Origin of the sequence: Allorhizobium ampelinum S4 (genome assembly GCF_000016285.1) — a bacterium.
GTDB lineage: Bacteria > Pseudomonadota > Alphaproteobacteria > Rhizobiales > Rhizobiaceae > Allorhizobium > Allorhizobium ampelinum.
Genome location: NC_011981.1, coordinates 129,311 through 147,031, shown reverse-complemented (window position 1 = coordinate 147,031; position 17,721 = coordinate 129,311). Strand labels below are relative to the sequence as shown.

General features: G+C 57.0%; 18 protein-coding genes. 12 read left to right on the top strand and 6 right to left on the bottom strand.

What is annotated here, in order from left to right; genetic code table 11:
* The first annotated feature begins 28 nt into the window (after positions 1–28).
* Genes AVI_RS26420 through AVI_RS26410 form a run of 3 tightly spaced genes read left to right on the top strand, consistent with a single transcriptional unit; the run spans position 29 to position 2,510 of the window.
* Positions 29–1,063, top strand: coding sequence for an ABC transporter substrate-binding protein (locus AVI_RS26420; RefSeq protein WP_015918324.1), 1,035 nt, complete (start codon positions 29–31; stop codon positions 1,061–1,063).
* Entirely contained in the window at positions 1,060–2,244 is a 1,185-nt protein-coding gene (locus AVI_RS26415) for an acyl-CoA dehydrogenase family protein (RefSeq protein ID WP_015918323.1), read from the top strand. The genes AVI_RS26420 and AVI_RS26415 overlap by 4 nt, the downstream gene beginning before the upstream one ends.
* 26 nt (positions 2,245–2,270) lie before the next feature.
* Positions 2,271–2,510 carry a hypothetical protein gene (locus AVI_RS26410; RefSeq protein ID WP_041699706.1) on the top strand — a complete coding sequence of 80 codons (240 nt, stop codon included), beginning with the start codon at positions 2,271–2,273 and terminating at the stop codon, positions 2,508–2,510.
* A 164-nt stretch (positions 2,511–2,674) separates the two neighbouring features.
* Here the strand turns inward: AVI_RS26410 and AVI_RS31310 are convergent, their stop codons facing one another.
* Positions 2,675–2,824: a hypothetical protein gene (locus tag AVI_RS31310; RefSeq protein WP_156600337.1), complete on the bottom strand. Its 150-nt coding sequence runs from the start codon at positions 2,822–2,824 to the stop codon at positions 2,675–2,677.
* A 118-nt stretch (positions 2,825–2,942) separates the two neighbouring features.
* Between AVI_RS31310 and AVI_RS26405 the strand changes: the two genes are divergently transcribed.
* From AVI_RS26405 to AVI_RS26365, 9 genes are all read left to right on the top strand, one after another.
* Positions 2,943–4,574, top strand: coding sequence for a TIGR04028 family ABC transporter substrate-binding protein (locus AVI_RS26405; RefSeq protein WP_015918322.1), 1,632 nt, complete (start codon positions 2,943–2,945; stop codon positions 4,572–4,574).
* Between the two features lie 62 nt (positions 4,575–4,636).
* Positions 4,637–5,581 carry an ABC transporter permease gene (locus AVI_RS26400; RefSeq protein ID WP_015918321.1) on the top strand — a complete coding sequence of 315 codons (945 nt, stop codon included), beginning with the start codon at positions 4,637–4,639 and terminating at the stop codon, positions 5,579–5,581.
* The gene (locus AVI_RS26395; RefSeq protein ID WP_015918320.1) at positions 5,578–6,456 is read left to right on the top strand and encodes an ABC transporter permease; all 879 of its coding nucleotides are present in this window, start codon (positions 5,578–5,580) and stop codon (positions 6,454–6,456) included. The genes AVI_RS26400 and AVI_RS26395 overlap by 4 nt, the downstream gene beginning before the upstream one ends.
* Positions 6,453–8,096 (top strand): dipeptide ABC transporter ATP-binding protein, encoded by a 1,644-nt coding sequence (locus AVI_RS26390; protein WP_015918319.1) that lies wholly within the window; start codon positions 6,453–6,455, stop codon positions 8,094–8,096. Before AVI_RS26395 ends, AVI_RS26390 begins: the two co-directional genes overlap by 4 nt.
* Positions 8,093–9,139, top strand: a complete 1,047-nt coding sequence (locus tag AVI_RS26385; protein ID WP_015918318.1) for a putative FMN-dependent luciferase-like monooxygenase — start codon at positions 8,093–8,095, stop codon at positions 9,137–9,139. Before AVI_RS26390 ends, AVI_RS26385 begins: the two co-directional genes overlap by 4 nt.
* Before the next feature lie 32 nt (positions 9,140–9,171).
* Positions 9,172–9,750 carry a CMD domain protein gene (locus AVI_RS26380; RefSeq protein WP_015918317.1) on the top strand — a complete coding sequence of 193 codons (579 nt, stop codon included), beginning with the start codon at positions 9,172–9,174 and terminating at the stop codon, positions 9,748–9,750.
* Positions 9,751–9,762: 12 nt separating this feature from the next.
* Positions 9,763–10,365, top strand: coding sequence for an alkylhydroperoxidase domain protein (locus tag AVI_RS26375; protein WP_015918316.1), 603 nt, complete (start codon positions 9,763–9,765; stop codon positions 10,363–10,365).
* 14 nt (positions 10,366–10,379) lie between these two features.
* On the top strand, positions 10,380–11,438 hold the full coding sequence (locus AVI_RS26370) for an isopenicillin N synthase family dioxygenase (protein ID WP_015918315.1): 1,059 nt from the start codon (positions 10,380–10,382) through the stop codon (positions 11,436–11,438).
* Between the two features lie 85 nt (positions 11,439–11,523).
* Positions 11,524–12,594 (top strand): LLM class flavin-dependent oxidoreductase, encoded by a 1,071-nt coding sequence (locus AVI_RS26365; protein WP_015918314.1) that lies wholly within the window; start codon positions 11,524–11,526, stop codon positions 12,592–12,594.
* Between the two features lie 82 nt (positions 12,595–12,676).
* On the opposite strand, the gene AVI_RS26360 is transcribed toward AVI_RS26365, so the two are convergent.
* The 5 genes from AVI_RS26360 to AVI_RS26340 all read right to left on the bottom strand — a co-directional run bounded on the left by AVI_RS26360 (position 12,677) and on the right by AVI_RS26340 (position 17,615).
* Positions 12,677–13,528, bottom strand: a complete 852-nt coding sequence (locus AVI_RS26360) for an ABC transporter permease subunit (RefSeq protein WP_049777526.1) — start codon at positions 13,526–13,528, stop codon at positions 12,677–12,679.
* On the bottom strand, positions 13,525–14,316 hold the full coding sequence (locus tag AVI_RS26355) for a taurine ABC transporter ATP-binding protein (protein ID WP_015918312.1): 792 nt from the start codon (positions 14,314–14,316) through the stop codon (positions 13,525–13,527). The genes AVI_RS26360 and AVI_RS26355 overlap by 4 nt, the downstream gene beginning before the upstream one ends.
* A gap of 67 nt (positions 14,317–14,383) precedes the next feature.
* A complete protein-coding gene (gene tauA, locus AVI_RS26350; RefSeq protein WP_015918311.1) occupies positions 14,384–15,394 on the bottom strand; it encodes a taurine ABC transporter substrate-binding protein in 1,011 nt (336 codons plus the stop codon).
* Positions 15,395–15,548: 154 nt separating this feature from the next.
* Positions 15,549–16,775, bottom strand: a complete 1,227-nt coding sequence (locus AVI_RS26345; protein WP_015918310.1) for an acyl-CoA dehydrogenase family protein — start codon at positions 16,773–16,775, stop codon at positions 15,549–15,551.
* Positions 16,776–16,814: 39 nt separating this feature from the next.
* On the bottom strand, positions 16,815–17,615 hold the full coding sequence (locus tag AVI_RS26340; protein ID WP_015918309.1) for an ABC transporter ATP-binding protein: 801 nt from the start codon (positions 17,613–17,615) through the stop codon (positions 16,815–16,817).
* Between the last annotated feature and the right edge of the window lie 106 nt (positions 17,616–17,721).

Sequence of the window (17,721 nt, the reverse complement as noted above, 5' to 3'; positions counted from 1 at the left end):
GTTTCATCTCCTGTTTGTTGAGGATATTATGGTCACTCCCATCTCCAAACTCTGGTATACGCGCTGCCCGGTGCCAACGCCCGTGGGGCTTGCTGCCCAGCTTGGCTATCTTGAACAAAGCTTTGCCGAGATTGGCATCACACTGGAGTCCATCATTGATTCCCCCGATAAAGCCGTCCGGCAGAGCCATTTCAACCATACGCTGGAATGGTCTTTCCGCCATGGCGGCAACGTGCCACCCATCCGCGCCCGCTCTGAAGGCCGCAACACCCGGCTGGTGGGCATTACCTGGACCGATGAGTTTCAGGCCATCATCACCCTGCCGCAGACTGGCATAAAAAGCCTGAAGGACCTTGTTGGCCGTCGGTTTGGCGTGCCAAAGCGACCGGATGGGATTGTTGATTTTATGCGCGCAACCGCCCTGAAAGGCCTTGTCTCGGCTCTGTCGCTGGACGGGGTTTCGATCAACGCGGTTGATCTGACTGACATCACCATCACTGAGTCCGTGCTGGATGGACAAACTGGCGCATCGCTGTTTGGCCTGAAACGGCGCCAATCCTTTGGCGAGGAGGCCGCAGCCCTGTTGCGTGGCGAGGTGGACGCGATTTTTGTGAAAGGCACGGCGGGCATTGCCGTTGCCAATCTGATTGGCGCGGTGACGGTCTCTGACTTCGGTTTTCATCCCGACCCAACCATCCGCATCAATTCCGGCTCACCGCGCATTCTCACGGTGGATGCAAGACTGGCCGATGAACGCCCCGATCTGGTGGAGCGGCTGATTGCGGTGATCCGCAAGGCCTCCGGCTGGGCGGAGGCACACCCGGACGAGACGCGCCGCTTCATTGCCCGCGAGGCGGGAGCCAGCGAAGAGCAGGTGCTGGCCGCCAATGGGCGGGATGTGCATCGCCATCTCGGCATCGGGCTGGAGCCTGCCCATGTGGCTGCTGTGAAGCATTATAAGGATTTTCTGTATCAATGGGGCTTCTTGCAGGCTGATTTTGACCTCGAGGCCTGGGTGGATCAGCGCCCTTATGAAACGCTGGATCGGAGGGCTGTTGCATGAGTGCCACCGTTTCTGCCATCAAGCCCAATGCGGCACCAAGCCCTGATCCGGTCGAGATCGCACGGGAACTGGCGCGCGATTTCGCAACGCGTGCCGCCGAATATGACCGCAGCGGTGATTTCCCCCATGACAACATCGCAGCGCTTCACGAAGCCGGTTTGCTGGCTCTGTTGATTGCCAAAGACCACGGCGGTCTTGGAGCGAACCTTGAAACCGCGCAAAAGGTGGTTTCTGAAATCGCGGTTGGTGATCCTTCAACCGCACTTATTCTCACCATGCATTACACCATTCATGGTGTGATCAATCTGGGGCGCTGGCCAGAGGCCTTGGCAGCGCGTGTGCTGGCAGCCAGCCGAGCCAAGCCGGTGCTGGTCAACAATGCGCAGGCCGAGCCGGGCATGGGCTCCCCCGCCCATGGCGGATTGCCCGAAACCATCGCCCACATTGAGGGAGATCATTGGGTAATCAATGGTCACAAGGGCTTTGTCACCGGGCTTGCCGGGCTGACATGGGCGGTTGTGCTGGCATTGACCACGGAGGAGGTGCCGCGCCTCATTCAGGTGCTGGTGCCACTGGATACGCCGGGTATTCGCAAGGTGCGCACATGGGAGGCGACTGGCATGTATTCCACCGCCAGCGATGATCTTCTGCTGGAAAACGTGCAGGTGCCGCTGTCTGACCTGATCTTTGAACAACCGGCCAGCGAGCCACTGCGCCGCGATCCGGATTTCGGCAATATTTTCTTCACGCTGCTGTCTTCGGTCTATCACGGCGTGGCTCTATCGGCCCGGAATGATATTTTGAAGCACCTCACCAGCCATGCCCCCACCAGCCTAGGCGCGCCCTTGGCCTCTATTCAGCGTCTTCAGGAAGGCGTGGGCCAAATTGAAGTGCTGCTGGCCACCAATGCCCGGCTGCTGCGCTCTTTGGCACGCGACGTTGACCAAAAAAAAGCAGGCCCCACCGACGCGCTGGCCGTGCGCCACGTGGTGATCGACAATGCTGTCTCCGTCACCGATCTGGCCCTTGAATACGGCGGCAACCGTGGCCTGAGGCGAGATTATCATCTGGAGCGGCATCATCGTGATGCCATTACCGCCCGTGCCCATGCCCCCCAAAGCCACATGATCCGATCCATTTTCGGCAAGGCCGCACTGGAGCGAGCTGCCACTACGCCCTGAAACCCAACCTTTGGAAGGATATAGCCATGAGTATTTGCACCTATAGCGCAAGACTTCAGCAGCGCCGGGCCGAGCTGAGCACCATGATCGACATGCAGGAAACGTTCAGCGGTTATTCCTGCGATGATAGCGTTGACGATAGACTGATGGACCTGCGGGAGAGGCTGGCTGACGTGGACTATGATCTACGCCAACACAGGCTTGAACAACAACAAGAGAACCGGGGAGACAGTCACGGATTGTCTTACTATATCAGCGGCCGATGATATTGGCAAAAAACAGCGTGAGAAGGTCAGCGTAGCAAGGATGCTTCAAATATCGGTTCCTTGCGCGAGTATGCCAGGTTCAGATTGAACCAGACAGACTCTCGCTTTTCTTGTTGTCGTTTGTCTTTTCGGGAAAACTGGTAACCACTTTTCCCTGGCAAACTCTAGGGTTGAGCAAAATTTTGCCTGCGCGCAATTTGAACGCCAGCCAATAAATGCCAAAAATCAATCCGATATCCGCTTTTCAACGCGATTTTTCGATCTTCAAAACCGGTCTTTCCATAAAATTTTTCCAACTCATCAACGGGAAGCATGAATCTTCCAGAGGGGTGTTGAAAATTAGAATAGTAAATCAATAGACAATATTGATTGCAACACGCAAAAGTTTACCCTTGGTCCACGGGTTCATTCACTCACTACCCAGGGACATTGATGATGACGCTTCGCCGCACTTTTCTTGGCCTCAGCCTCGCGCTGGCCGCTTCTGTAAGCCTATCGACCATCGGCCATGCATCTGATGCGCCGGTCAAGGGCGGAACCTTGGTCTATCTTGAGCAGCAGGCGCATACCAATCTTTACCCACCAGCAGGCGGCTTTTACCCCAACAGCGGCATTCTCAACCAGATCACCGATAAGCTGACCTATCAAAACCCCAAGACACTGGAAATCGAGCCGTGGATTGCCGAGAGCTGGACGGTCAATGCCGATAACACGGAATATACCTTCAAAATCCGCCCCGGCGTGACGTTCTCCGATGGCTCCCCGGTGGACGCCAATGCGGTGGCCAAAAACTTTGATCGCTTCGGGCTTGGCGATAAGGGTTTGAAGCAGCCGGTTTCGGAAGTGGTCAACAATTACGACCACAGTGAAGTGATTGACCCGCTGACGGTGAAATTCGTGTTCAAAAAGCCGTCGCCGGGCTTTCTTCAGGGAACATCCGTTATCGGCTCCGGTCTGTTGTCGTTGAAAACACTCTCCCTGCCCTTTGAGCAATTGGGCGATGCCACCAAAATCATCGGCTCCGGCCCCTTTGTGGTCAGCGCCGAGACGCTTGGCAAATCGCTCGATTTGAAAGTGCGGGCCGATTACACTTGGGGTCCGAAAAAGCTGGAGCATCAGGGCCGCGCCTATCTCGATGGCATCAAATATATCATCACCCGTGAAGATGGCGTGCGCATTGGCGCGCTTCTGGCCGGTCAGGCCGATCTGATCCGCCAGATTCAGGCCTATGATGAGGCACAGGTTGAAACGCAGAATTTCAAGATTTATGCGCCCGGCACCCGCGGCGTGAACAATTCGGTGGTGTTCAGACCAGACAATCCGTTGGTTGCTGATGTGCGGGTGCGCAAGGCGCTGTCTTTGGCCACCAACCGCGATGAAATCATCAAGACCCTATTCTCCAAGAACTATCCACGCGCCACCTCCATCATCGCCTCCACGGCCATTGGCTATGTCGATCAATCCGACAAATTGGGCTTTGATGTTGAGAAGGCCAAGGCTCTGCTGGATGAAGCCGGATATAAGCCAGATGCCGATGGCATTCGTGCCAAGGACGGGGCAAAACTGGTGCTGACAGCCTATGAATCCCTGCCGCAACCGCAAAACCGCGCGGCTTTGCAGCTGATTGCCCAGCAATGGCAAAAAGTGGGCGTGAAGCTCAACGTGCTGGCCGGCGACGCGGGAAGCGCCGCTTTGGATGATCTTGATCCGCTGAAAACCCCGGTGACTCCTGCCATCGTTGGTCGCGCCGACCCGGATGTGATCAAGAGCCAATATTACCCGAAAAACCGCGACGCGCTGCGTCAGAAGGGTGGTCTCAGCGATAAAGCCAAGACCTTTGTTGATGATAAGCTCAATAGCTTACTGGAGGAGATCAGCTCTCAACCTGATCCACAGAAGCGATTGAAGGTTGTGGCAGAGGTACAGGCCTATGTGCTCGATCAGGCCTATGCCATCCCGATTTTTGAAGAGCCGCAAGTCTTTGCCGGAGCGCCTTACGTGAAGGGTGTGGCTTTTGATGCCGTGGCCCGCCCCAGCTTCTACAGCGTCTGGCTGGATAAGTAATGGTCAGCACCCGGGTGACAGCAACAGCCGCCACCCGGTTTTGAAATCTGCGGAGATCGATGATGACGCGATATGTTGCAAGCCGGATAGGACAGGCGGTTCTGGTGCTCTGGGCAGCCTTTACCCTGTCCTTTATTCTGTTGCAGGCCATGCCTGGGGACGCGGTGCTGATCAAGTTTCTCAGCCCTGATTATGGGTTAAGCCCTGATCAAATCAAGGAAATTCGCGCCGCCTATGCCGTGGATTCCTCTGTGTTCGTCCAATATTTCCACACATTGGCGAATTTCTTACAGGGTGATTTTGGCTATTCGCTGCACGCGGGCGTGCCGGTGACGGCGCAGTTGGCCATAGGTCTGCCTGCAACGCTCACGCTGGCAGCTCTCGCCTTTCTTGCTGCCATCGTCCTTGCGGTCTTTGTGGCGGTGCTGTCTTCGCTCGCACCATTTTCATTTTTGCGCAATCTGGTACAGGCAGTGCCTTCGCTGTTGATCTCGGTTCCAGTGTTCTGGCTGGGCATTATGCTGATCCAGATTTTCTCGTTTCGGCTCAAGCTGGTCTCGGTGATCAATCCCGGACCATGGGAAAGTCTCGTCCTGCCGGTGATCACCCTGTCTGTTCCCATTGCCGCACCGCTGGCGCAAATCCTGATCCGCAATATTGATGAAATCCGCACCCGGCCCTTCATCTCTGTCGTCATTGCCAAGGGGGCCACGCCCGCCCGTGTGCTGTGGCGGCATGTCGCCATCAATGCGGCTTTGCCAGTGCTGACCATTGCCGGGGTGCTGTTTGGCGAGCTTCTGGCCGGAGCCGTGGTGACCGAAACCGTATTTGGCCTGAACGGCCTAGGCGAATTGACGGAAAAAGCCGTCAGCACGCAGGATATTGCCGTGCTTCAGGCCATTGTGGTGATTTCCGCCACCGCCTTTGTCATCATCAATCTTCTGGTCGATCTTGCCTATCCCCTTCTCGATCCCCGCCTGAGAAGCCGGAACGGAGCCGCATCATGAGCAGTGTTGAAATTCTCTCCCTGCAAGCCAATGGCGTGAAATCGGATAGCGTCAAGCGCCGGGCGTCCCTCACCCGTTTTAAAGGCTTGCGCCCCGGTCTTGTGCTGGCGTGGGTGGTCATGGTCACCGTACTGCTCTGGGCAGCTATGCCGTGGCTTTTTACCAGCTATAACCCGCTGGAGGGCATTCCCGGCGGGCAGTTGAAAGCGCCGTCAGCGGCGCATCTTCTCGGCACGGACTCCCTTGGGCGCGATCTTTATGCGCGGATGGTCTATGGCTCCGTTCATTCGCTGTCGGGTGCCCTTGCCGCCGTGGGCGTGGGACTGGTGGCAGGCACCCTGCTTGGCCTTTTTGCCGGAGCCATTGGCGGGCGCTGGGATATGATCATCATGCGCTTTGTCGATGTGCTGCTGTCTATTCCCACCCTGCTTCTGTCTCTCAGCATCATTATTCTGCTTGGCTTTGGCACGATCAATGCCGCGATTGCGGTGGGTGTTACGGCCATTGCCGGTTTTGCCCGGTTGACCCGATCCGAAGTGGTGCGGGTGCGGCGGGCGGATTTTGTTGAAGCGGCCTATGGCAGTGGCGGTACGTTTTTGAGCGTGCTGTGGCGGCATATCTTGCCCAATTCGCTGACCTCGGTGATTGCCTATGCCGCCGTGCAATTTGGCTGGGCCATTCTGCAAATGTCCACCCTAGGATTCCTCGGCTATGGCGCACCGCCGCCAACACCGGAATGGGGCCTGCTGATTTCCGAAGGGCGCAATTACCTCGCCACCGCCTGGTGGCTGACCACAGCCCCCGGCCTGATTGTGGTCGCCGTGGTGCTGTCTGCCAACCGCATCAGCCAATCCTTGGGGAGCACCAGCCGATGAGTAAGACCCCTTCTGTTCTCGATATCAGAGAACTGAATATTTCCTATGGAGATGGAGAGAGCCGCACCCGCGTGGTGCATGATGTGTCGCTCGAAGTCGGTGCTGGCGAGGTTGTGGCACTGGTGGGCGAAAGCGGTTCTGGCAAAACCTCCACGGCACAGGCCATCATTGGCCTCCTCTCTGGCAATGGGCAGATTGATAGCGGCTCTATTCGCCTGAATGGCGAGGAGATTTCCCGCTGGAGTGAAAAGAGCTTGCGCGGCATTCGCGGCCCCGTTCTCAGCCTGATCCCGCAAGACCCGTCGAATTCGCTCAATCCGGTACTCACGGTTGGCGCGCAGGTGCGCGAAATTCTGGAAATCCACGGCAAGCTTTCCCGCCGGGATGCAGATCGGCGGGTGGTGGAGCTGTTGACACAGGTGGGCCTCTCGCAGCCAGCGCTTCGCGCCAGACAATATCCACACGAACTCTCTGGCGGCATGAAACAGCGGGTGCTGATTGCCATCGCCATTGCGCTGAAACCAGCACTGATCATTGCCGATGAGCCAACCTCGGCGTTGGATGTGACCGTGCAGCGTCGCATCCTGGATTTGATTGACGATCTGCGCAAAGCTTACGGCACCGCCGTGCTGCTGGTGACCCATGATCTGGGTGTTGCCGCCGACCGCTCGGATCGGTTGGTGGTCCTTCAGTCCGGCCGTATTCAGGAGCAAGGCAAAACCGCAGAGGTGCTGGTCGCGCCCAAAAGCGCCTATACGGCAAGGCTTTTATCCGATGCGCCCTCGTTGGCGGCCCCGGTTGTGCGGCCTGCCATTGCGGCGGATCGGCCCATCAGTGTTACCGTCGATAATCTCGTGCAGGAGTTTAAACTGCCAACGGGTGAGCGTTTCCGCGCCGTGGATGGTCTTTCCTTCACCGTTCCCCAAGGCACCACCCACGCCATTGTTGGCGAATCCGGCTCTGGCAAAACCACCACAATCCGCAGCATTGCCGGATTTCAGAAAGCCACATCTGGCAGCATCCGCGTGGGTGATTTTGACCTTGGCAGCCTGAACCACAAAAGCCTGCGCGCGTTCCGGCGCAAGGTGCAGCTTGTCTATCAAAACCCGTGGAGTTCTCTGGACCCCAAGCAGACGATTTTCTCGATTGTCGAAGAACCGCTGCTGAATTTTGAACCGCTTCCCAAGCAAGAGCGCGCCGCCCGCGTGGAAGCCATGATTGAGCGTGTTGGCCTGCCGCTCTCGGTTCTCAACCGTAAACCCCATGCGCTGTCAGGCGGACAGCGCCAGCGAGTGGCCGTTGCCCGCGCTCTGGTGCTGGAGCCTGAGGTGGTTGTGCTGGATGAGGCCGTCTCGGCGCTGGATGTGACGGTACAGGCGCAAATCCTTGCCCTGCTTGGCAGTTTGCAGCGCGATTTTGGCCTGACCTATATTTTCGTCTCGCACGATCTGGCCGTCGTGCGCCAGATCGCCGACACGGTCTCGGTTTTGCACAATGGCAAACAGGTTGATTACGGCCCGGTTGAGACGGTCTTCACCCACCCGCAAAGCGCCTACACCCGCGAGTTGATCGAGGCCATTCCGGGCCGGGCTTTTCCGAAGAGACATCAACATTCACTGACAGCAGGATCACCATCATGACCCAAATAACACTGGCAAAGCAGGCAAAACGGCTCGGCTTTTTCACACGCTTGCTGGATGATACCGATGCAGCGGGACGCTATCGTCTGGCGGAAGAGCAAATCCAGCACGCAGAAGCCAATGGTTTTGACAGCGCATGGATTGCCCAGCATCACTTTCATGCCGAAGAAGGCGGGTTGCCATCGCCCGCCGTGTTCCTCGCCCATGTTGCGGCCCGCACATCCACCATTCGGCTTGGCACCGGGGTGATCACCTTGCCAATGGAAAATCCGCTGCGGGTGGCAGAAGACACTGCCGTGACCGATCTTTTGTCCGGTGGCCGTCTGGAAGTGGGCTTTGGCACGGGCGGCACCCGTGAGTCCTTTGAGGCGTTTGGCATTGCTGCCGACAAGCGCGGTGAGGTTTATGGCCAATATCTCGACATCGTTCGCAAAGCTTGGGCAGGCAAGGATGTGGGCGCGGGCAATCGGCTTTATCCCAATGCCCCGCATCTGCTGGATCGCGTCTGGCTTGCGACGTTTTCGCCCGTTGGCGCAAAGCTTGCTGGGGAAAGCGGCGATGGGTTGATGCTATCACGCACCCAACCACGCCCGGCAGACAGGCCCCATGCGCGGCTTGATGAATTGCAAAACCCGATCATCGATGCCTATCTGAGCGCCCTGCCCCAAGGCCGCGCACCGCGCATTCTTGGCTCTCGCAGCCTGTTTGTGGCTGAAGACCGCAAGCGCGCTCTGAAGCTGGCCGAAGAGGGCCTCACCAAAGTCGCCGCCCGCTTTGCCGCCGCAGGCCATCGCATCGATGGCACCAGCGTGGAGGATCTGATCAAGGCGCTGGATAGCCATGTGGGTACACCGGATGATGTGATTGCCTCGCTGAAGGCCGACACGGCCTTGGCCCGCTCCACAGAACTGGTCTTTCAGGTTCACTCCATCGATCCGCCCCATGCCGATATTCTGCGCTCCATTGAGCTGATTGCCACTGAAGTTGCCCCCAAACTGGGCTGGAGCCGCAAGACTTCCAAAGCGCTGGCCGCCGCAGAATAATCCATTGAATTTAATCAGGAAAGTAAAGTCTGATGACCGATATTATTGACACTCTCAGCGGCATTGCTCCCGGCTCCAAGGGCGAGGCTTTACGCGCCCGCCGCCCGGTGACGAAAGACGGGGCGCAAGCCAGCTGGCAAGCGCTATTTGCACCCGGCGATGATAGCCAGTTTTCAATCGAAGAGCGCTTTGCCGTTGCTGTTTTTGTGGCGGCCCTGCACGGGCAGCCGGAGATTGCGGCCTTCTACGCGGAAAAGCTTGCGACGAACCCTGCGCTTCTGAGCGCCATTCAGACCGCTGCATCCAAGGGAACGGCCATTGGGCCTTATGGCCATTATCCCGCCGGGCCGCTGTCCTCCGAAAACACCGAAGGGCCTGCCTTTACCGTGGCTGACAGCGAAAAAGCCATCCTCGGTGCGCGCTTGAGTGCTGCGCTGGAACACGCCCATCTTCTGATTTTTCACCTGCGCGATTCCAAGTCACAGGCGCTTGATGCCCTTCTCAAAGCAGGCTGGAGCACCACCGGCATTGTCACGCTGTCGCAGCTGATTTCTTTCCTCGCCTTTCAGATCCGCGTTGTTGCCGGTCTGAAAGTCCTGAACGCCACATAAGGACGATCCATCATGACCGACACCATTATCGACCCCAAGGTGGAAAACGCCCCCAATGTCTTCACGCAAGACCAGATCGGCTGGACACCATGGCTTGAACCATTGACCGAGACTGAGCTGACCGAGCGCCACTACGAAGCGCTGGTGGACAAGGCACGGGCGAAATCGCCCTATTTCTCTCTTCTGGTGCGCGATCCCGATATTCTGGAAGCCCGCACCAAGACAGATAAGGATATTTTCTACAACACCGCCGATGGCCTGCCCCGCGCCGAGCGCGAACTGAGCGCCACCGCCACATCGCGCTATAACGGCTGCATCTTTTGCGCCTCCGTCCATTCCCGCTTCGCATCGCACCACTCACCGCGCAAGGATGATGTGCAAAAACTGCTGGATGAAGGCGTGGGGGCTGATCTGGATGAACGTTGGAACGCAATTGTCAGCGCCTCTGTTGCATTAACCGCCACCCCGCCCGTGTTTGCGACTACCCATGTGGAGCGGCTTCGCGCCGCCGGTCTTTCCGATGACGAGATCTATGATGTCGTGCATGGCGCGGCCTTCTTCAACTGGGCAAACCGCTTGATGCTCTCGCTGGGCGAGCCAACGCCAGCGGCTTGAATGGAGATAATCCCATGACACTTCAACAAAAAATCGCAACCCTGCCCTTTGTGGATATTGGCCGCTTCCATGCGGGACCAGAGGAGCGCGCAGCCTTCATCGCAGACCTGCGTCGCATTCTGTTTGATCACGGCTTTTTCTATCTCACCGGCCATGGCGTTGATCCAAAGCTGATTGCGGATGTGCTCGAGACCGCCAAACGCTTTTTTGCGCTGCCGCTTGAGGAAAAGCTGAAGATTGAAATGGTGAAATCCCGGCACTTTCGCGGCTACAATCGTGCGGGCTATGAGCACACCCGTGGTCAGCAGGATTGGCGCGAACAACTGGATATAAATACGGAAGGCACGCCTGTCGAGATTGGCCCGGAAACACCTGCGTGGAAACGTTTGCTCGGGCCAAATCAATGGCCAGAGGCTATTCCAGAACTAAAGCCCCTGCTGCTGACCTATCAGGCAGAAGTCACCTGCGTTGGCATTGATGTTTTGAAGGCCATTGCCGTGGCGCTTGACCAGCCGGAAGATGTGTTTGCGCAGATCTACGAGCCGCAACCATCGCAACTGTTGAAAATCATTCGCTATCCCGGGCGGGATGTGGCTGAGACAGATCAGGGCGTTGGTGCCCACAAGAACGGCGGCTTCGTCACGGTTCTTTTGCAAGACAAGGTCGAAGGTCTACGGGTGCAGACTGAAGACGGCGTGTGGCTGGATGCTCCGCCCGTACCGGGCACCTTCGTGGTTAACACCGGGGAATTGCTGGAACTGGCCACCAATGGCTTCGTGCGGGCCGACGTGCATGATGTGGTTGCACCGCCTGCCGGTATCGAGCGCTTCTCCGTCGCCTTCTTCTTAGGCTCGCGCTACGACGCAACGATTCCGGTGATTACGCTTCCAGACGAGCTGCATCGAAAAGAGCGCGGCATCACGGTTGATCTGCTGAACCCGATCTTTCGGGAAGTTGGCCAGAACCATCTCAAAAGCCGCCTGCGGTCGCACCCCGATGTTGCCCGCGCCCACCACGCTGATTTGCTCACGCCTGAGCAATTGGCCGGACAGGCGGTAGCGCAGGCCTATTAACAGCGGCTTTGCAAAACAATGATCGACACGCCGAAAATCCGGCAATTGGCATGCTCACCACGGGTGAGGCATGTTGGAGAACATCATGAGCAGTGATTTACAATTTCTCTGGTATATTCCAAACCAGACGGTGCCGGGGCATCGCGGTGACGATACTGTCGTTGGCCATAATGCTCTTGAAACGCTGGTAAAACAGGCGGAAGCGCTGGAACAAAACGGCTGGCAGGGGGCGCTGATTGGTGCCGGGTGGGGGCGCCCGGATACATTCACCGTCGCAACAGCGCTGGCGACACGCACGCGCAGTTTTGAAGCCTTGATTGCCATCCGGCCGGGCTATTGGCAGCCCGCCCATTTTGCGTCATCCGCGGCGACGCTTGATCATCTGACTGGCGGGCGTGTGCGTATCAATATCGTTTCCGGCAAAGATTCGGTCTCCGCCTATGGCGATACCGAGGGCGATCAGGCCGAGCGCTATGGCCGCACGCGCGAGTTCATGCGGCTGACCCGCCGCCTGTGGACCGAGGAAAACGTCACCTTCAAGGGCCAATATTATCACGTCACAGAGTCCACCGTTCAGCCGAGGCTTCAGCCACGCGGGGAGCGCAAACACCCCCTGCTCTATTTTGGTGGTGCCTCCGCAGCGGCAGAAGAAGTATCGGCAACCGAGGCCGATGTTCAGCTGTTCTGGGGTGAGCCGCTTGCGGATATCGGGGAGCGGATCAACCGTCTGAAAGACCTGAGTCGTAAACTGGATCGTGATCTGCCCCCGCTCCAGTTTGGTCTGCGCGTGACCACGCTGGTGCGTGACACAACAGAACAGGCATGGACGGACGCCGAGGCGAAAGTTGAAGCGATGGCGAAAAGCAGTGGGGTCGTTTGGCACGATCATGCTGGCACGGTTGCCGTTGGCCAACAGCGGCTCTATGATCTGGCCAAGCGCGGCGATGTTCTGGACGACAATCTCTACACTGCACCCGGCAAATTTGGCGGCGGCGGCGCTGGCACCACCTGGCTGGTGGGTTCTGCACAGGATGTTGCCCGTTCCTTAAAAAAATATCAGGAGCTTGGCATCACCCACTTTGTTTTATCCGATACGCCGTATCTCGGCGAAATTGCGCGGCAGGGACAGCAATTATTGCCTCTGCTTCGCGGATAAAGACTGCTCACAGCAAGACCATCACGAAGGCCATCTCAACAGGACTTCGTGATGTTTTTATAGAGCGTTCTTGAGGCCGCAACTATGCCTTGCCCTTCCAGGGAACAAGCACGCGCTCCAACAGGCGAATGGCGGCACCAAAGGCAAAAGCGCAGACAGAGATAATCGCGATACCGACAAAGACGACATCGGTGGCCAGAAACTGCGACGCAGACATGATCATATAGCCAATGCCGCGCGTGGACGCGATCAGTTCAGCGGCCACCAGCGTGCCCCAACCAATGCCAAGTCCGATCCTGATGCCCGTGAGAATTTCCGGCAGCGCCGAGGGAAAGACAATGCTGGAGAACAATTGCCAGCGGTTTGCGCCCAAGGATCGCGCCGCATTCACCCGCTCAATCGGCACCGACTTCACGCCCGCCTGTGCAGAGAGGCAGATCGGCGCAAACATCGCCAGAAACAACACCATGATTTTCGAGGTTTCGCCAATACCCAGCCAGATGATCATCAGGGGAAGATAAGAGAGCGGCGGCAAAGGCCAGTAAAACTCGATGGGCGTATCCAGAATGCCCTTGGCCCAACGATTAAGGCCCATCAGCAAGCCAATCGGAATCCCCGCAGCAATGGCGAGAATGGCGGCCACGCCGATGCGAAACAGGCTGGCTCCCACATGATCGCCAATCGATGCCCCCGCATAGCCATCGCTGAAAATGACCACAAATTGATGCACAACCTCATCTGGGCGCGGCAAAAACAGATGCGGCACCACGCCCAGCGCTGAGACCAGCCACCACGCAAATAAAAGCACAAGCGCCGTGACCACGCTGATCAACACCGTCGGCTTTCGGCCAATGCCGAACTCGCGCATGCGCACCGTTTTGATACCCGGTGTTGGCACCACGACGGGGCGCACATCATTGCTGATCAAGGTCATGCGAAAGCCTCTTTCGGAGAATGGGTTGCGTGCAGCAGTTCACGAATTTCCTCGCGCAGCAAGGCAAATTGGGGCGAGAGATGAATGGCGCGGACATCATTGGTCTTGACGAATTCACGCACAAAATCCAGCTCATAGCGGGCAATAATCCGGCCGGGCCTGGGGGACATGACCACCAGATGCGTTCCCAGAAACAAAGCCTCTTCGATGGAATGGGTGATGAAAAAGATGCGTTTGCCCGTCCGGTGCCATACGGAAATCAACAGTTCCTGCATCTGCTCCCGGGTCAGGCTATCGAGCGCACCAAAAGGTTCATCCATCAACAGTACCTCCGGCTCGGTGGTCAAGGCCCGTGCGATGCCCACTCTTTGGCGCATACCGCCGGAGAGTTCATAGGGAAAGCTGCGGGCAAAATCGCCAAGGCCAACGAGATTGAGGAGTTCTTCGGCGCGATCACGCCGCTCCCTGGCAGACACACCTGCGAATTTCAAACCGAGTGCGACATTGTCGAGCACATTGGCCCAAGGCAACAAAGTGTCTTTCTGAAACACCACCCCACGATCTGCCCCCGGCCCACTGATGGCGCGGCCATTGAGGGTTATGGAGCCCGTCGACAGGGGCAAAAACCCGGCAATGGCGTTAAGAAGCGTGGATTTGCCACAGCCCGATGCACCGAGGGCGACGACAAAAGCACCTTCGGGAATATCGAGATTGACCTTCTCCAGCGCGTGGACATCTCCACCGTCGCGGGCGTCAAAGTAAACCGTGGCATTTTGAATCCGCAGCATGGGGTTCTCTTTCAAAAACAATCCCGCCGGCAATCGTGCCAGCGGGATGAAAGCCTCTAACAATCAATCAATTGGTGACTTGCAGCGCCTCTGGCGTGACAAATGCGGCATAGCTCGGCAGCACATCGCCAATCTTGCCCTGTGCCTTCAGAAATTGTGCTGTGTCTTTGAGGATCTTGGCGGCACCGGAATTCTCACCGCCACCCAACCATGCAGCAGAAGCCTGCACCTCAGGTGTCAGCAGGTTGAGGTTCTTCAAGGCGGCAGCCTGTTGTTCGGCTGTGCCACCCAGCAGTTTGGCCAACTGCTTGGCATTGTCGCTATCGGCACCCCATGCGCTCTTGTCCTTGGCGAAGGAGGCGTAATATTTGTTGATCACGCCCGCATAGGCTTTCAGAAAATCAGGATTGGCCTTGGCAAATTTTCCAGCGGCCACCCAGGCGGAAAATGTGGGAGCGCCCTTTTCTGCAACATCCTTGGATGTCACCAGCACCTTGCCATTCTTGCTGAGTTCGGTCAGCGCCGGGTCCCAGACAAACCCGCCATCAATGTCGCCGCGATTATAGCTGGCAACAATTTCCGGCTGCGGGATGGCAAACACCTGCACATCCTTTTCGCTCAAACCCAAGGATTTGATCAGCGCCAACAGCTGGTAATGGTCGGTGGACACGGGCGCTGCCGCCAGCTTCTTGCCTTTCAGGTCGTTGACAGAATTGATTCCGGACCCATTGCGCACCACAAGCGCTTCATCCGTTCCGGAAATCGATGCCAGATAGAAGGCCTTGACATCAAGGCCACGCGATGTCGCAGCCGCAAACGGGCTGGAGCCAACATAACCGACCTGGACATCGCCGGAGGCAATAGCTGCAAAAATTTCTGCGCCGGAATTAAACTTGCGGAAATCGATGTCATAGCCCGTTGCCTTGGCCAATTCGCCATTGGCAATCGCCACCGAAGACGGAAGCGCATCGGTCTGATAGGCAACAACCACCTTTTTGTCAGCAGCAAATGTTGGAAGCGCGACAAGGGCAATGCCAACGGATGCCAATGCAAATGTGACGAGTTTTTTAAGCGACATTTTGTGATTTCCTCCAAGTCGAGAACTGGCGAAATGCCGTTCACTTGTATGCAGACGATCTTAAGGATTGGATACTTAAAGAATAGAAAATATATATTTTTGTAGTTTATTGGCGGGAATATTGTACTCAATTTTGAAGTATTTCGTATCAACGTCACCCAGCAAGCCCAATGCGCCATTGAAATGGCGGAGGCGTGCCATTGACGGCGAAATCACCGACAATGCGATCCTTGTAGATCCGGGGATTGTGAGAGGACAAAGTGCGGGCGTTGCGCCAATGGCGATCAAGACCAATGGGTTTGCTTGTCGACGATGCGCCAAGAGCATCGAAAATAATGGTTGAGGCCTCAAGAATGAGGTTGGTCACCACCGTCAGGGCTTGAGATGTTTCCAGCTCTGCAATGATATTGGCACGATCTTCGGCGTCACGATCACCGCTGAAATGGGCCTGATAGGCCCTCTCGATGGCGCGTGCCACCTGCAACACAATTGCGGTTGCCGTGTAGGCATTGCTGCGGATGCGACCGACAACCTGCAACACCTGCGGGTCTTGGCTGGAACGCGGGCCTGCGGCGTTGGAGTAGTTTCGCACCCGTTTGGCAACGGCCGCAGCCGTCTCGTCGGCAATGGCGCGGCCAATGCCCGCAAGCGTGGCGAGATGAACTGTTTGGTAGAAAGCCGCGCCATAGCGAAACTGATTGTCATCGGCAACGATGTCTAACGGATCAACGGCGGCGTCAGTGAATGTCGTTGTGCCACTTGCCGTCAATGTCTGGCCAAAGCCATTCCAATCATCAATAACCTCGACACCCGGATCATCACGTCGGACCTGCGCGGCGCTGCTGGCACCATCAAGCCCGGTGACACCCACATTGATCCAGTCGGCAAACAGCGAACCTGTTGTGTAATATTTCTGGCCGTTGATGACGAATTGACCATCCCGCTTGGATACGGTGGTTGAAAAGCTGGCCTGTTGGGCGTTGCCAATTTCCGTCCATGCGTTTCCAACAAGGTCGCCCCGCACCAGACGTTCCGTCCAGCGTCGGCGGTCTGGGCCATCAAGCTTGTTCACCACATCCTCGGCAAAGCCAACATGACCGCGCAGCGCCTGGGTGATATTGGAATCCGCAGCAGACAGCTCGATCAGCAGATTGAACAGTTCAGGCAGTGTTACGCCTGTACCCCCTTCAGATTCCGGCACCCGAAGGGCTGCGAAACCAGCCGCCTTGAGCTTGGCGATTTGCTCGGTGGGCAGTGTCCGGTTGAGCTCGCGTTCAATGGCACCGGTGGAAATTTCAGCGAAGATCGGGCGGAATTTTTCGGCAAGGCTTTCATAGCGCTCTGAAGGGCCCTCGCCCCAGCCTAGATCAATTTGTGACATGAAGATGCTTTTCCTGTTGGTCGTTGTTGGTGTCCGGATTTAAGCGGACGCTCCGAGATAGATGTGGTGAAGATCATCGCGCGCAGTCAGCTCAGCAGAGGTTCCCACCAAAGCCACCTTGCCGCTTTCAAGAATGTAAGCGCGGCTGGAATGGGCCAGCGACAAGGCGGCGTTTTGCTCGGCAAGCAGAAAGGCCACCCCTTTTTCACGGTTGAGCCTGCCGATGATCTCGAAAATTTCCTGCACAATGCGCGGGGCCAGACCCATGGATGGCTCGTCCAGCAACACCAGCCGGGGCTGGGTGAGAAGAGCGCGGCCAATGGCCAGCATCTGCTGCTCACCGCCGGATGTCAGACCAGCCAGTGTCTTCCGCTTTTCCTTGAGCCTCGGAAACCAATCGTAGACCTCCTCAATCTGCCGCAACAGATCGCGGCGGCGAGGCCTGTGCAGGAATGCGCCTGCCTGTAGATTTTCCTCAACCGTCAGATGAGAAAACACATGGCGGCCTTCCAGCACATGGACAATGCCCCGTGCTGCGAGATGATTGGCAGCAGAGCCGAGAATATCACTGTCATCAAAGCGGATGTGGCCTTTACGCACGGTTGCCCTGTCAGCGCTCACCAGACCGGAAATCGCCTTTAAAACCGTGCTTTTGCCGGCACCATTGGCACCAAGCAATGCCACAATCTCGCCTGCGCCAACGGTGAGCGAAACATCTGCAACCGCCAGAATGGCACCGCCATAGACAACTTCAATGCCGGACACGTCCAGAAGATTATCTGCAACAATATCAGTCACTTCCGGCTGTTTCTCAGTTGGCTCAAGCGCAAATGACATCATCCATCTCCTTCGTGTCTGTCTGGTTCAGATTGAACCCAACAGACTCTCGATTCTTTTGTTTTCGTTTGTCTTTTCGGGAAAACCGGGTTCCACTTTTCCCTGACAA

What these genes read in the sequence shown, in the direction of transcription:
- AVI_RS26370 (WP_015918315.1), top strand. Translation starts at nt 10,380, where the DNA reads ATGACACTTCAACAAAAAATCGCAACCCTGCCCTTTGTGGATATTGGC.
- AVI_RS26365 (WP_015918314.1), top strand. Translation starts at nt 11,524, where the DNA reads ATGAGCAGTGATTTACAATTTCTCTGGTATATTCCAAACCAGACGGTG.
- AVI_RS26400 (WP_015918321.1), top strand. Translation starts at nt 4,637, where the DNA reads ATGACGCGATATGTTGCAAGCCGGATAGGACAGGCGGTTCTGGTGCTC.
- AVI_RS26405 (WP_015918322.1), top strand. Translation starts at nt 2,943, where the DNA reads ATGATGACGCTTCGCCGCACTTTTCTTGGCCTCAGCCTCGCGCTGGCC.
- AVI_RS26345 (WP_015918310.1), bottom strand. Translation starts at nt 16,775, where the DNA reads ATGTCACAAATTGATCTAGGCTGGGGCGAGGGCCCTTCAGAGCGCTAT.
- AVI_RS26410 (WP_041699706.1), top strand. Translation starts at nt 2,271, where the DNA reads ATGAGTATTTGCACCTATAGCGCAAGACTTCAGCAGCGCCGGGCCGAG.
- AVI_RS31310 (WP_156600337.1), bottom strand. Translation starts at nt 2,824, where the DNA reads ATGCTTCCCGTTGATGAGTTGGAAAAATTTTATGGAAAGACCGGTTTT.
- AVI_RS26395 (WP_015918320.1), top strand. Translation starts at nt 5,578, where the DNA reads ATGAGCAGTGTTGAAATTCTCTCCCTGCAAGCCAATGGCGTGAAATCG.
- AVI_RS26375 (WP_015918316.1), top strand. Translation starts at nt 9,763, where the DNA reads ATGACCGACACCATTATCGACCCCAAGGTGGAAAACGCCCCCAATGTC.
- AVI_RS26380 (WP_015918317.1), top strand. Translation starts at nt 9,172, where the DNA reads ATGACCGATATTATTGACACTCTCAGCGGCATTGCTCCCGGCTCCAAG.
- AVI_RS26420 (WP_015918324.1), top strand. Translation starts at nt 29, where the DNA reads ATGGTCACTCCCATCTCCAAACTCTGGTATACGCGCTGCCCGGTGCCA.
- AVI_RS26355 (WP_015918312.1), bottom strand. Translation starts at nt 14,316, where the DNA reads ATGCTGCGGATTCAAAATGCCACGGTTTACTTTGACGCCCGCGACGGT.
- AVI_RS26360 (WP_049777526.1), bottom strand. Translation starts at nt 13,528, where the DNA reads ATGACCTTGATCAGCAATGATGTGCGCCCCGTCGTGGTGCCAACACCG.
- AVI_RS26385 (WP_015918318.1), top strand. Translation starts at nt 8,093, where the DNA reads ATGACCCAAATAACACTGGCAAAGCAGGCAAAACGGCTCGGCTTTTTC.
- AVI_RS26340 (WP_015918309.1), bottom strand. Translation starts at nt 17,615, where the DNA reads ATGATGTCATTTGCGCTTGAGCCAACTGAGAAACAGCCGGAAGTGACT.
- AVI_RS26390 (WP_015918319.1), top strand. Translation starts at nt 6,453, where the DNA reads ATGAGTAAGACCCCTTCTGTTCTCGATATCAGAGAACTGAATATTTCC.
- tauA (WP_015918311.1), bottom strand. Translation starts at nt 15,394, where the DNA reads ATGTCGCTTAAAAAACTCGTCACATTTGCATTGGCATCCGTTGGCATT.
- AVI_RS26415 (WP_015918323.1), top strand. Translation starts at nt 1,060, where the DNA reads ATGAGTGCCACCGTTTCTGCCATCAAGCCCAATGCGGCACCAAGCCCT.